The organism is Rosenbergiella nectarea (genome assembly GCF_900111105.1).
In the GTDB taxonomy this organism is placed as follows: Bacteria; Pseudomonadota; Gammaproteobacteria; order Enterobacterales; family Enterobacteriaceae; genus Rosenbergiella; species Rosenbergiella nectarea.
Map to the genome: position 1 here is coordinate 16,392 of NZ_FOGC01000016.1, position 13,504 is coordinate 29,895.

Annotated in this window: 15 protein-coding genes; 8 read left to right on the forward strand and 7 right to left on the reverse strand. The window is 49.8% G+C overall.

The window, feature by feature from the left end; genetic code table 11:
- The first annotated feature begins 50 nt into the window (after positions 1-50).
- Positions 51-1,001, forward strand: coding sequence for an allantoinase PuuE (puuE, locus tag BMX14_RS15140; RefSeq protein ID WP_092678214.1), 951 nt, complete (start codon positions 51-53; stop codon positions 999-1,001).
- Positions 1,002-1,033: 32 nt separating this feature from the next.
- Here the strand turns inward: puuE and hpxZ are convergent, their stop codons facing one another.
- The 4 genes from hpxZ to BMX14_RS15160 are packed head-to-tail and all read right to left on the reverse strand — an operon-like array spanning position 1,034 to position 4,590.
- Positions 1,034-1,417 (reverse strand): oxalurate catabolism protein HpxZ, encoded by a 384-nt coding sequence (gene hpxZ / locus BMX14_RS15145; protein ID WP_092678216.1) that lies wholly within the window; start codon positions 1,415-1,417, stop codon positions 1,034-1,036.
- 9 nt (positions 1,418-1,426) lie between these two features.
- Entirely contained in the window at positions 1,427-2,812 is a 1,386-nt protein-coding gene (locus BMX14_RS15150; protein ID WP_092678218.1) for an AtzE family amidohydrolase, read from the reverse strand.
- Positions 2,809-2,994 carry an oxalurate catabolism protein HpxX gene (gene hpxX, locus BMX14_RS15155; RefSeq protein WP_092678219.1) on the reverse strand — a complete coding sequence of 62 codons (186 nt, stop codon included), beginning with the start codon at positions 2,992-2,994 and terminating at the stop codon, positions 2,809-2,811. The genes BMX14_RS15150 and hpxX overlap by 4 nt, the downstream gene beginning before the upstream one ends.
- Before the next feature lie 9 nt (positions 2,995-3,003).
- Positions 3,004-4,590 (reverse strand): gamma-glutamyltransferase family protein, encoded by a 1,587-nt coding sequence (locus BMX14_RS15160; protein ID WP_092678220.1) that lies wholly within the window; start codon positions 4,588-4,590, stop codon positions 3,004-3,006.
- Between the two features lie 122 nt (positions 4,591-4,712).
- On the opposite strand from BMX14_RS15160, the gene BMX14_RS15165 reads away from it, so the two are divergent.
- From BMX14_RS15165 to uraH, 5 genes are all read left to right on the forward strand, one after another.
- Positions 4,713-5,552: a MurR/RpiR family transcriptional regulator gene (locus BMX14_RS15165; protein ID WP_092678222.1), complete on the forward strand. Its 840-nt coding sequence runs from the start codon at positions 4,713-4,715 to the stop codon at positions 5,550-5,552.
- Positions 5,553-5,716: 164 nt separating this feature from the next.
- Positions 5,717-6,961, forward strand: a complete 1,245-nt coding sequence (locus tag BMX14_RS15170; RefSeq protein ID WP_092678224.1) for a pyridoxal-phosphate-dependent aminotransferase family protein — start codon at positions 5,717-5,719, stop codon at positions 6,959-6,961.
- Positions 6,954-8,249, forward strand: coding sequence for an allantoate amidohydrolase (gene hpxK / locus BMX14_RS15175; RefSeq protein ID WP_092678226.1), 1,296 nt, complete (start codon positions 6,954-6,956; stop codon positions 8,247-8,249). Before BMX14_RS15170 ends, hpxK begins: the two co-directional genes overlap by 8 nt.
- A complete protein-coding gene (gene uraD, locus BMX14_RS15180) occupies positions 8,227-8,724 on the forward strand; it encodes a 2-oxo-4-hydroxy-4-carboxy-5-ureidoimidazoline decarboxylase (protein ID WP_230527529.1) in 498 nt (165 codons plus the stop codon). The genes hpxK and uraD overlap by 23 nt, the downstream gene beginning before the upstream one ends.
- Positions 8,721-9,056 carry a hydroxyisourate hydrolase gene (uraH, locus tag BMX14_RS15185; protein ID WP_092678228.1) on the forward strand — a complete coding sequence of 112 codons (336 nt, stop codon included), beginning with the start codon at positions 8,721-8,723 and terminating at the stop codon, positions 9,054-9,056. Before uraD ends, uraH begins: the two co-directional genes overlap by 4 nt.
- On the opposite strand, the gene BMX14_RS15190 is transcribed toward uraH, so the two are convergent.
- Positions 9,036-9,821 (reverse strand): amidohydrolase, encoded by a 786-nt coding sequence (locus BMX14_RS15190; RefSeq protein ID WP_092678229.1) that lies wholly within the window; start codon positions 9,819-9,821, stop codon positions 9,036-9,038. The two genes, uraH and BMX14_RS15190, sit on opposite strands and share 21 nt — an antisense overlap.
- On the reverse strand, positions 9,809-10,969 hold the full coding sequence (locus tag BMX14_RS15195) for a pyridoxal phosphate-dependent aminotransferase (protein WP_092678231.1): 1,161 nt from the start codon (positions 10,967-10,969) through the stop codon (positions 9,809-9,811). Before BMX14_RS15195 ends, BMX14_RS15190 begins: the two co-directional genes overlap by 13 nt.
- Positions 10,970-11,200: 231 nt before the next feature.
- Here BMX14_RS15195 and lpcA point away from each other — a divergent pair, with 231 nt between their 5' ends.
- The gene (lpcA, locus tag BMX14_RS15200) at positions 11,201-11,788 is read left to right on the forward strand and encodes a D-sedoheptulose 7-phosphate isomerase (protein ID WP_092678233.1); all 588 of its coding nucleotides are present in this window, start codon (positions 11,201-11,203) and stop codon (positions 11,786-11,788) included.
- Positions 11,789-11,909: 121 nt separating this feature from the next.
- Positions 11,910-12,683 carry a class II glutamine amidotransferase gene (locus BMX14_RS15205; RefSeq protein ID WP_092678235.1) on the forward strand — a complete coding sequence of 258 codons (774 nt, stop codon included), beginning with the start codon at positions 11,910-11,912 and terminating at the stop codon, positions 12,681-12,683.
- Here the strand turns inward: BMX14_RS15205 and dpaA are convergent.
- Complete coding sequence (dpaA, locus tag BMX14_RS15210) at positions 12,648-13,421, reverse strand: peptidoglycan meso-diaminopimelic acid protein amidase (protein WP_092678237.1); 774 nt, start codon at positions 13,419-13,421, stop codon at positions 12,648-12,650. The genes BMX14_RS15205 and dpaA overlap by 36 nt on opposite strands.
- Positions 13,422-13,504: the final 83 nt, after the last annotated feature.

Sequence of the window (13,504 nt, forward strand, 5' to 3'; positions counted from 1 at the left end):
TTGCAACAATTGTTTCAAGATATCGTTTTTTGATTCATGGAGTATTGTAGATGAAGGGTAGTGAGATTATCAAAGATCTTCTTGCAAAGAAGTATTCGCGAGATTTGATAGGTTATGCAGGACAACCACCCAAAGTTGAGTGGCCCAATAAAGCGCGAGTCGCCGTACAGTTTGTCCTTAATTATGAAGAGGGCGCAGAGAATCACGTTGAGCATGGTGATGCAGGCTCTGAACAATTCTTGTCCGATATTATCGGTGCCACCAGTTATCCTGACCGGCATATGTCGATGGACTCCCTGTATGAATACGGTTCGCGCGCCGGATTTTGGCGGATACATCAAGAATTTCAACGTCGTGGTCTGCCACTAACGGTATTTGGCGTTGCGATGGCTCTCGCCCGTCACCCTGAGATTGTTCAAGCGATTCGAGAGGCGGACTATGATGTGGTCAGTCATGGTTGGCGCTGGATCCATTATCAGGCCATGTCGCCAGAGCAAGAAGCTGAGCATATGGACAACGCGACAGCCGTCCTAACTGAACTGTTCGGTAAACCGCCAGTGGGCTGGTATACCGGTAGAGATAGCCCAAATACACGCCGTTTATTAGTGGAGCGAGGCGACTATCTGTATGACAGCGATTATTATGGAGATGATCTCCCGTTCTGGATGCCTGTGACCACTCATGATGGCCAGCAACATTCCCATTTAGTGATCCCGTATACGCTTGAATGCAACGATATGCGTTTTGCGACCCCGCAGGGCTTTAATACCGCAGAGCAATTCTATACTTATTTGCGAGACAGTTTCGACGTCCTTTACGAAGAAGGCACGACATCGCCGAAAATGCTATCGATAGGGATGCACTGCCGATTATTAGGCCGGCCAGGCAAGTTCCGGGCATTACAGCGATTCCTTGACCATATCCAACAATTTCCAGATGTATGGATCTGTACGCGTCAGCAGATAGCCGAGCACTGGGTCACTCACCACCCAGCACCCTAATAGTTTATAGGAATAAGGGAAGGCCTTATTCCTTAGCTCATCAGACTGACGTGGGCGGCAACGATACGCCAGCCTTGTGGAAACTTTATCCAAGTCTGTTGCTGGCGGCCTATCTTGGTGGTGTTGTCGCGCGTAAATTCCGTGCTACACACCGCCATCTCTTCACCGTAGGTCGTGATAACAGTATTTCTTAGGTTACGGTCCAAATTAGCGGCAGGGCGACTTGCACGAAAAGCCTGAATTTCTTCAATACCATAGAGGTTTTCGCCGGCACCCAGCCTTACCGTGTGGGGGCTATGCCAAAAAAGCTCATCTAATACGACAGTATCGTTAGTGGTGAGGGCGATTTCGTAGCGAGTAAATTGGTGTTTCACTTCTGCAAGAACATGGGGTTGGTTAATTGTCATATCGACCATCGGGGCTTCCTAAAAGGTTTGTTTCAACGTAACGTTGTTTTGCTCTAATCGCCAGGCGGCTTCCAAGGTTGTCGCTTCTTGATAAGGCGCAGCGATAAGCTGAACACCAATCGACAAACCGTTATCCGTGCGCACTGGGGCGGTACATACCGGTAGCCCGACAAAAGAGAGAGGTTGTGCGAGCATTCCCATACTGGCCTTTGTGGGCAGCGAGTTACCTTGGATTTCAATCGATTGCTGTCCAATCACTGTCGCCGCACACGGGGTGGCTGGGGCGATCAATAGATCGAACTTCTCAAAGTGTGCCAATATCTGACGCGTAAAATGTTCACGAAAGCGTTGTGCTTGCATAGGCCAACTGGCGGGGAGCATACATCCGGCCAGTAAACGTTCCCGGGAATTGGCTTCAAAACGCTCTGGCATGTCACGTAATGCATTCAGATAATGGCTACCTCCCTCGCTCGCGGTCAGTAAAAAGGCCGCGGAACGTGCCAACTCAGCATCGACGAGTTCGACTTCATGATCTGCGCCTAGCGCGCGGGCTACTTTCTCAGTGACGGCTCGGGCGTGATCGTCTGCCCATTGTGTAAAATACCCGCCTAACACTGCGACTCGCAACGTCTTTTTTTGTTGTCCGAGCTGGGCCGAAACGGGGTTTACTGGATGATCGGATTGAAAGCGATCGCCGGGATCATGACCTTGTAATTGATCATAAACTACTGCCAGATCCTCGACATGGCGAGCTAACGGGCCAATATGGTCAAGACTTGCCACGAACGGATGGCTGCCTCGACGTGAGAGGCGACCAAAGGTCGGCTTTAGTCCGAAGACCCCACAGAGTGAGGCGGGAACGCGAATCGACCCGTTAGTGTCTGTGCCGAGTGAGAAATGTGTCAAGCCCGCAGCAACTGCAGCGGCGGAACCGCCCGATGATCCCCCCGCGATACGCGTCATATCGAGCGGATTACGACATGCGCCATAATGACTATTCTCGGTGGTAAAACCGTAGGCATAAGCGTCCATATTGAGCATACCGGTAAGGATAGCCCCCGACCGATTGAGCTGTTGAATCGCCCAGGCATCTTCCAAAGCCGCCTGACGCTGGCTGAAAAGTTCAGCCCCTGCGAGGGTCACCTCATCTTTAACGTCGAACAGGTTTTTTACGGCGTAAGGAATGGCTGCTAGCGGTCCACACAGGTTGCCAGCATCACGCTGTTTATCCAGTTTTTCCGCATTTTGCCTTGCCCGTGAGGCGGTAATCGTCGTCCAAGCATTCAACTCAGGGTTAGCGGCACCGATTGCCGAAAGGTAATACTCGGTGATATCAACCGCACTAAGCTGATTGGATACCCAATGTTGATGTAGCGCTTTGATAGTCAAAGAGGCGAGATTCATAGTTTCCAGACGCCTCCCACTTCTTGACGCTCATCTAAAGGATAAGCCATTAACGGGGCGGCAATATCCGCAATACGAGCGAGCTGTCGAGCCAGCTCGACTTGGCGCGACGCATCGAGTTGTACATTGAGCAGCAGGCTCATCTGAGTTATATAACTCGGCCAATGAATCGTTTTATTCATCATTATTCCTTAATAACCGGCAGCACTACCGTTGCTTCGAGGATCGCTAGCGCCTTCCACCAGCCCATTAGGATGGCGGACAATTGCTCCAGCATGGCCAGTGGCTTCGCTCCAAGCCTCGAGCCTTTCAGTACGGTGACCTAACGCGTTGAGTCCTCGATAGGTCTCCTCGCTAAAGCGCGATTCGAGTTTCAACGAGTCGGAGGCATTGCCCCATGTTCTCCCCAGTAACCAGCGTGGGGCACTAATGGCTTCTTGCAACGGGAGTTGTTGTTGAACGTAACGAGTGAAGAGTGTTGCTTGCGTTTGGGGTTGTCCATCACCGCCCATCGAGCCATACACTAAGGTTCGGCCATCATTCAATTTAGCGGCTGCAGGATTTAGCGTGTGGAAAGGGTACTTTCTTGGCGCGAGGCACCGAGGGTGACCGGTCTCTAAGCTGAAGGCTGCGCCGCGATTTTGCCATAGGATCCCGGTCTCCGGAATGACAACGCCGCTACCAAATTCATGGTAGATACTTTGAATAAAGGATACCGAATACCCCATTTTATCGGTGACACCCATCCATACGGTATCACCCGGTAGCAGCGGTTCTCCCCAAGGCGCAGCGTGGTCGGTCTTCAATTGCTGACTTAACGCATCCAAGGGGGTGGTGTTAAGCAGTTGTTGCAGATCAAGGGTGATCTCTCTCGGATCCGTGATATGCTCGTCGCGAAGCGTAAAGGCCAATTTAGTCGCTTCAACAATGCGATGGATAGTCTGAATCTCATCACATTGTTCAAGATTGAAGCGGTCAAGAATACCGAGAATCGCCAGTGAAACGAGACCTTGAGTGGGGGGAGCAAGATTATAAAGCGTCCCGCAGGAGTGTTTCACGCTGAGCGGCGTTTTGTAGTGTGCCTGATGATCGATAAGATCGTGTTCGGTAATCGGCATACCAATTTGTGCCATGCCCGCGGCAATTTTCTTGCCGAGTGTTCCGCGATAAAAGCTATCAAGCCCCTCGCTGGCGAGCGCTTTTAGGCTACGGGCCAAATCAGGCTGACATAAACACTCTCCCGCCAATGGCGCACGATCTTTAGGAAGATAAATATCGCTAAACCCGGGTAAGTGTGCCAGTTCTCCCGCTTTGATCTTCGTGGCGTCAGCCTGTGAGGCCGTGACAGGGATACCGGATTCAGCATAATGAATCGCATCAGCAAGCAATGTGGACAGCGGTAGAGCGTCTGCAAAGTGCTGTGTGGCGTAGTCTAGCGCAAGTTGCCAGCCACTGACCGTTCCGGCTACAGTTAACGCAGCCTGTGGACCTCGGAAAGGAATGGTTGTCTGAGGATGATAACTCTGGACGGTGGCTAATGATCCCGCTGCACCACTCGCATCAATTGCAATAGGTTCGCCCTCGGGGGGCACGATTAACCAAAAACCATCGCCACCTAATCCATTCATATGAGGGTAAACGACGGCAATCGTTGCAGCAGCAGCGACCATGGCTTCAATCGCATTGCCTCCTTGGCGTAAAATCGCTAGGGCACTGCTGCTTGCTAAGTGATGGGGGGTGACCGCCATACCATTTGGCGCTAAATTGCTTTGAATCATTGTTGTCTATCCACGTAGGGCAAAGAGATTGACCAAGCAAATTTTGTACCGAGATGAAAAAAAAATTTCAGAGTGGTCTAAATCCTGCTTAATACAGTGAAATGTTTGTTACAGGAGTGAAGATGACGCCTTTAAATCAGCGATTGGCAAGCCATTATGAGAGCCTGACCCCACAAGAGAAGCGCGTGGCGGATTTTGTTGTCGATCATTTTGATGATTTGATCAGTTATAACAGTGCGGAGCTCGCACGGGTCAGTGGCGTGTCTAAAGCGACGGTGAGTCGGTTATTTAAACGGCTCGGTTACGAAAAATATAAAGACATGTACGAGGAGCTGCGTCTCTTACGCCAAAGCGGTATGCCATTAACGGAACCGAGAGATATCGTTCATGGCGATACCTTGCTCGCCAGACACTATAAACAAGAAACGGCAAACCTGCTCCATTGGACAACACTGCTCGATACACAACAATTTTCGGCGGCAATACAATCTCTTAATCAGGCACGGCAAGTCGGGATCATCGGTTATCGCAACGCCTATCCGGTTGCGTTACATCTGCGTGCGCAGTTGATCCAAGCCCGAGCGCAAGTCAGCCTATTTCCGACACCGGGACAGACGCTTTCTGAAGAGTTGGTAGACTATGGCCCACAGGATGTGGTTGTGGTGATTGCATTTAGACGCCGACCAGCGGTGATAAAAAAATTGTTACAACAACTCCAACGCCAACAGGTCCCGGTGATCACACTTTCCGAACCGCAGGCGTTAAGCATCCAAGGATTAGCCACTTGGCAATTTGCGACGCCACTGGAAAGTGTTTCCGCCTTTGACTGTTACAGTGCGGCGATGAGTTTTGTGACGTTAATGGCAAATTCTCTGCTGCATTCCACGTTAGAGTCCGGGCGGCAACGTATCCATAAAATTGCCGAGAGCTATCTGCATCTCGAAGAGCTTGAACAACGATAATGGGGCACCATAAAAGTGCGTTGCATTATCTTAGTGCGCGGCAATTACGTGAGGAAAATCGCAGGACTCGGCTAAATCTGGCTTTTTCTGTCTACATTGCCTGGCACAATTGTTGCAATACTTATTTATAAGAATTTTTTGTTTCAATCACCAAGGACTCGCACATGGATATTTCTTCTCTTTCTCAAATTAATCCACCTCCACGTTTACTGATGGGGCCTGGCCCAATCAATGCCGACCCTCGTGTACTGCGTGCAATGTCGAGTCAACTTATCGGTCAGTATGACCCAGCGATGACGGATTATATGAATCAAGTCATGGCACTCTATCGGGGCGTATTTGCTACCCAAAACCAGTGGACGTTATTGGTGGATGGGACATCACGTGCGGGGATTGAGGCGATCCTCGTTTCAACTATCCGCCCAGGCGATAAGGTGTTGGTGCCAGTATTCGGTCGTTTTGGCCATTTGTTATGTGAAATTGCCCGTCGCTGCAGAGCTGAGGTGCACACCATTGAAGTGCCTTGGGGAGAAGTGTTCCGTCCTGAACAAATCGAAGAGGCGATTAAAAAAGTTAAACCTCGTTTATTGCTGACGGTACAAGGCGATACCTCGACAACCATGTTGCAGCCACTGGAGCAGCTGGGGGAGATTTGCCGTCGTCATGGTGTATTACTGTATACCGATGCTACTGCCTCGTTAGCCGGAAACCCTTTGGAAACCGATGCGTGGGGAATCGATGCCGTTTCAGCAGGAATGCAAAAATGCTTATGCGGTCCCTCTGGCACCTCCCCTATTACGTTAAGCGACCGCATCGTTGATCAGATCCGTAAGCGCAAGTGTGTCGAGGAAGGGATCCGTACGGCTCAGCATCAGCAAGGCGATGAAGAGATGATCTACTCGAATTATTTCGATCTCGGTATGGTACTTGATTATTGGGGACCAGAGCGTCTGAATCACCATACCGAAGCGACCAGTGCCTTATTTGGTGCTTATGAGGCCGCACGTCTTATCTTAGAGGAAGGGCTGGAAGCGGGGATCGCGCGACATAAGCTCCACGGCGATGCCGTGCTAAAAGGTGTACACGCGATGGGATTACAGGTATTTGGCGACATTCAACACAAGATGAATAATGTTTTAGGGGTCTATATTCCCTCTGGCGTGGTCGGTGACGAGGTTCGGCATTTGATGCTTAATGATTTCGGAATCGAAATTGGGACTTCTTTCGGCCCGCTACACGGTAAAGTCTGGCGTATTGGCACGATGGGCTATAACGCGCGGAAAAGCTGTGTGATGCAAACTCTCACCGCGTTAGAAGCCGTATTAAATCACGTAGGCTTCAAGACCGTTCAAGGGGCGGCACTTCAAGCCGCTTGGGATCATTATCAGGCGAGTGGTGCCCATGCTTAACCTTATTCCAAAAGCGATGGCAGACGGCGCTGCCCAGCGCGTTATGCAGCGATGTGATCTGTTAGCAAATATCAGTGAAACGCAAGGGGAGCTGACACGCGTTTATCTGTCTGACGAACATTTTCAGGCTAACCGGCAAGTTCAGCAATGGATGGAAGAGGCTGGGATGTCAGTCTGGCAAGATGAGGTGGGTAATATCTGTGGTCGGTATGAAGCCGTAGCAGAAGGAGCTCCCGCTATCTTATTAGGTTCACATCTCGATTCCGTACGTAATGCAGGGCGTTACGATGGTCCGCTGGGTGTCTTAACGGCAATTGAAGTGGTGAGCGCGTTACGAAACCAAAATATCCGTCTCGCCAACGCCATTGAAATTGTTGGCTTTGCGGATGAAGAAGGTACCCGTTTTGGTATTACGCTCTTAGGCAGTAAAGGGCTAACAGGACAGTGGCCGAATGATTGGCTGGATAAGACAGATAGTCAGTCGATTAGCGTACGAGAAGCGATGCTTGCGCAACAGCTCGACCCACGCAAGGTGTTGCAGGCTGCTCGTCATCCTGAGTCTATTGCTGCTTATTTAGAGCTTCATATCGAGCAAGGTCCTTGCCTAGAAACGGCTGACTTACCGCTAGGCGTAGTGACGGCGATTAATGGTGCTCACCGTTTACACTGCCATTTTACCGGGCTTGCGGGTCATGCAGGGACAGTGCCAATGACGCAGCGCCAAGACGCGCTCGTGGCGGCGGCTGAGTGGATAATGGCGATCGAAAAAGAGACCACTGCGGCAGGGGGCGGATTAGTGGCTACCGTCGGGCAGATGAGTTGCTCGCCTGGGGCCGTAAATGTGATCCCAGGTGAGGTGGCATTGAGTCTGGATATTCGAGGACCGGAAGATGCCCCATTGAGTCAGCTCTTAGAACAGTTGCTGTCACGTGCGCAGAGCATTGCGTCCGCACGTGGCATCAGGTTTCACGCTGAGGAGTTTTATCATATCGCGGCAACAGCCTGTGATAAGCGATTACGCGCCGCCTGTACGCAAGCAGTGACTGCAGTACAAGGCAGTGCTCCGCTACTTTCAAGTGGCGCGGGTCATGATGCGATAGCGATTGCCGCGCAGTGGCCGGTTGCCATGATCTTTGTGCGCTGCGAGAAAGGGATTAGTCATCATCCTGCTGAAGCCGTCACGGTACAAGATGTGGCAGCGGGGATCCAAGCGTTTACCCACGCGGTGCAATTAACGGCCACTCCTTTGCGAGAATATGAAACTGATGATCTCTCTCAAGCAGTTTAATGAAAGCGACGCACAGAGTGCGCAGCAAGCTATCGCCCATTGCGTGGCGATTGAAACATGGCAAACAGAGCTCGTTGCTCGTCGACCTTATCGCGATATCTTAGCCCTACAAGCGGTAGCCGCCGAGCTAACCGAGGGATGGGGGAAAGAAGCACTGACCTTGGCATTAAAGGCGCATCCTCGTATCGGCGAACGGCCAACAGGAGAAAGCTCTGAAGCTCAGGCTTCGCGTAGCGAACAAGCAGCGGTACAAGAGTCCGACCAACAGAGTAAAGAAGCGATTCGATTGGGAAACTTGCGCTATGAACAGCGTTTCCAGCGAGTATTTTTAATTCGCGCCAAAGGCCTCTCACCGCAAGATATCCTGCTAGCGCTTGAGCAACGTTTACAGCTTAGTGCAGCAGAGGATATCGAGGCTAGCGTACAACAGCTCCGTGAAATCACGGCATTACGTCTGCAGGAGGCTATTCAATGAGTACGATTACGACGCATATTTTAGATACTGCCTTGGGAAGACCGGCGAGTAACGTCACCATTACCTTAGATCAGTTAACGAATGAGGGGTGGCAACAGATTGCCAAGGGTACAACGGATAGCGATGGGCGCTTAAAAACCTTAACGCCTGACCCCATCGTGCCAGGACACTATCGATTAACCGCAGAGATTGGCGACTATTTTGCGCAGAGTAATCGCCCCTCGTTATATCTTACCGCACAGATTGATTTTGTGATTACGCAGACCGGTGAACACTTCCATCTTCCTTATCTTATCACCCCCAATTCGTGGTCAACCTACCGGGGGAGTTAAGGTAAAACTATCCGCATCCTGCCAAGCGGGAAACGCTTGGCGATAAGCGATTGCCCGTTGACGGTCAATAGTCGCTGAGATCACCGTCGCCTCCCCGGGTAAGGCTGTTACGATAATTTCTCCTTCAGGAGCGATGATTTGACTGTCCCCTTGGTACGATAACCCATTCCCATCCTCCCCTACGCGATTGCAGCCTATCACCCAACTTTGGTTTTCGATTGCCCTCGCTAATAATAAGGCTTGCCAGTGTTTTGCGCGGGCAGCAGGCCAACTCGCCACATAGATCACTAAGTCGTAGTCGTTATTGTGATTACGAGAAAAGGCTGGGAAGCGTAGGTCATAGCAAATTTGCGGCAATATTCGCCATCCACGGTATTCAACAATTTCCCGGCTGACTCCGGGCTTATAATGATGATGCTCGTTGGCCATTCGAAACAGATGACGTTTATCGTAGTAAGCGATATCGCCCTGAGGGGTAACGAAATAAAAACGATTTACGGCACCGTCAGTCAGCTGGATCGCCGCACTGCCGCATATTGCAGTATTGTGTTTATGCGCGAGTGCTCGCAACCAATCAAGCACCCGTGTTTCGTTCAGCGAGTTAGTTGCGGCTTGCATCGAAAAGCCAGTGGTGAACATTTCGGGTAATACCCACAGATCGCAGGGGGCGGATTGTGCGATGAGCTGAGAAAAATGTTCGAGATTAGCTTCACCATCCATCCAGATAATAGGTTGCTGTAACAGACTAACGGTTAAAGTTGACATAGTTTCTCCGCCGCGGCCTGCAAGGTTGCTTCTTCTTTCGCAAAACAGACCCTAATTAAGCGATGGGGGAAGGCCTCTTTACAGAATACGGAAAGAGGAATGGCGGCAACGCCAACCTCTTTGGTGAGGTAAAGGCAGAAGTCGACATCATTCATCGTAGAAATTGCCGAGTAATCCAACAGTAAAAAGTAGGTTCCTTGGCATGGTAATAGGGTGAAACGACTTGGTTGCAAGGCATTGATAAAGAAATCTCGGCGTTGCTGATAGAAGCCCGGGAGATTTTCGTCATGCTCTGGAGCATGATTAAGCATATCCGCTAACGCGAGCTGAGTGGGGGTATGAACCGAAAACGTAAGGTACTGATGTATTTTTCTGATTTCGAGGCTCAGATGAGGCGGTGCGACACAGTAACCGACCTTCCAGCCCGTCATATGATAGGTTTTCCCAAAGGAAGAGACCACAATTCCTCTTTCTCGCAATGACGGGTGCTGCAACAAGCTGTAATGCCCTTGCTGACTAAAACAGATATGCTCATAAACTTCATCGCTCAACACAAATAGTGGTCGTTCGGCAATCGCCGCCCATAACGCGTCGAAATCCTCCTTTTGCCAAACGCTCGCGGTAGGGTTGTGTGGGGTATTAATAATCACTAGGCGGGTTTTCTCACTGATGGCCGCAGAGAAACTGGACCAATCAGGCGCAAAATCGGGAGGCGTGAGAGGAATATGTGTCATTATTCCACCCGCGAGTTGCACGGCAGGGGCATAACTATCGTAACTGGGCTCGAAACAGATCACTTCGTCACCCGGTCGGATTAACGCAGTAATGCTGGCAAATAACGCCTCCGTAGCGCCCGCTGTAACGGTAATGTCGGTCTCTTTATCCACCTGACATCCGTAACAACGGGCGATTTTTTTACTGATTGCCTCACGCAGTACCGGGATTCCGGACATCGGTGCATACTGGTTCGCGCCGTGTTCAACATGGTGGGCTAAGCGTTGTTGTAAGTAATCTGGGCCGCTGAAATCAGGGAAACCTTGAGAGAGGTTAATCGCCCCCACCTGCTGAGCCAGTGCGCTCATGGTGGTGAAAATAGTGGTGCCTAAGGCGGGAAGTTTACTCTCTGGAACCGGTGCTGAACGAGTCATGAGGGGCCTCTGCGTCATGGTAAGAGCTAGTGAATACCACTATAACAGGGCAAAAATATTTGGCAATATGGACGTTTGGATGTCTATATATCGATTATTAATAGGTTTTTTTATCGGTTTGAGATCAACCGCGCAAAGAAACCTGAGTTAATCGCCTTGGTCATATTGCACTGAAATACTAATGGGCTAAACTTGGCACCTGAATTTTTCCGTATTCCACAAGGAATTTATATGTACCATGATCTTATCCGTGATGAGTTAAATGAGGCAGCTAAAACGCTTGAGCAGTTCCTCAGTCAGGACGCTAACCTTAACGCCATTCAGCAGGCTGCAGAGCTGTTAGCGGCAAGCTTCAAACAGGGTGGGAAGGTATTGTCTTGTGGAAATGGTGGTTCACACTGCGATGCGATGCATTTTGCTGAGGAACTTACGGGGCGTTATCGTGAAGACCGCCCGGGCTACCCCGCAATTGCGATTTCTGATGTGAGCCATTTATCCTGTGTCAGTAACGATTTTGGCTATGAGTTTGTCTTCTCTCGGTTTATCGAGGCGGTGGGACAACCTGGCGACGTGTTGCTCGGGATTTCTACCTCAGGGAATTCTGGCAATATTATTCGTGCGATAAGTGCCGCACGCAGTAAAGGTATGAAAGTGATTACCCTTACAGGCAAGGATGGCGGGAAGATGGCAGGTACCGCGGATATTGAAATTAGAGTCCCGCATTTTGGTTACGCTGATCGTATTCAAGAGATTCATATCAAAATTATCCATATTTTAATTATGCTGATCGAAAAAGAGATGGAACGTATTTCGGCATAAGTATTTCTTTTTTGTTATGGATTAAGCGCGCGTTATCCCGTTGCAGCGTAACGCAGAGCATGTTATTGATTATCAGGTATCGGCGTTAAGTGACTGATACGCTGCTATTGAGGTCAAATGCATGTGTGAGCTGCTTGGGATGAGCGCAAATGTCCCTACTGATATCTGTTTTAGTTTTTCCGGCTTGGTTCAGCGGGGTGGAGGAACTGGCCCGCATAAAGATGGGTGGGGCATTACATTTTATGAAGGGAAGGGCTGCCGAACCTTCAAAGATCCATTGCCAAGTTTTGAATCTCCCATTGCACGGTTAGTGCAAGAGTATCCGATTAAATCTCATTCTGTCATCGCTCATATTCGCCAAGCGAACCGCGGTAAAGTGGCCCTAGAAAATACCCATCCTTTTACCCGCGAGCTTTGGGGGCGTCATTGGACCTATGCACACAATGGACAGCTTAAAGGCTACCGCCGTCTTGAAACCGGGCAGTTTCGCCCCGTAGGTGGAACGGACAGTGAACGGGCTTTTTGCTGGTTGTTACATAAACTCTCGCAACGCTTTCCTCAGACACCTAAAAACTGGACCTCTGTGTTTCGCTACATAGCTGAACTCGCCAACGAATTGAGCGCACTGGGCGTATTCAATATGCTACTTTCAGATGGTCGCTACTTGATGGCGTATTGCTCTACACATCTTCATTGGATTACGCGGCGTTCGCCGTTTGGTAAAGCCATGCTGATTGATCAAGATATCGAAGTCGATTTTATGCAGCAGACAACGGCTCACGATGTGGTGACAGTCGTCGCGACACAGCCTCTCACCGGTAACGAAACCTGGCACAAGATCATGCCAGGTGAATGGAAGTTATTTTGCTTGGGTGAAGGCCAGAAAGGTCTTTGAAGCACTCGGGGTAGTCGTTTGGAATGGATTACCTCGTGGGGTAATCGTCCCATTACTTTGGCCATTGATGATATATTGATTATTCATCACAGCAATCATCGGTGGTTGCTTATATTTCTGGAAATAATCATAGCCTGGCTTCAATTGCTTCCAGAAGTTAATGTATTGCGAACCTGCATAGCGGCGCATATTGTCATCGGTCATGCGGAACGGATAGATATTCACTTCAATCTGCGTTTGACCGTTATTAAATGCAGCCGTTACGTACTTAAATATTTGATCGATACCACTATTGGTCATGGCATAACAGCCAATAGAGACACAATCACCGTGGATCATTAAGTAGTTACCGTTATAGCCGTTAGCCCTATCGTACTGATTAGGGAAACCTAGATTGATCGCTCGGTAGTAATGGCTATCGGGATGTAACTGTGACGCGGCAATGGTATAAAACCCTTCCGGGCTCTTAAAATCACCTTGAGTCCGTTTGGGACCTAAGCCGCCCGAGAACTTACAAATATTGAAGCGATTAAGCAGGCGAAACTGATTGCCTACTTTGGCATAAAGTTCAAGCGTACGCTCAGACTTAAAAATTTGGATAAATACCGGTGAACCGATCAGTTCCGTTTTCAGTTGATCGCTCACGGGGGCTTGTAATGCATTGGAGAGTGGAACGACTTCTGTTGAGAACGCGTTACAGGAAAACAATATCGCAAAAATGAGTGCGAAAATACGCATGCTAGGTGTACCTTGATGACAATCGTGAGGACGGTCTGCAATCGGATAACAGGCTATTGCAGTAGAACGGTTTATATTTGCGC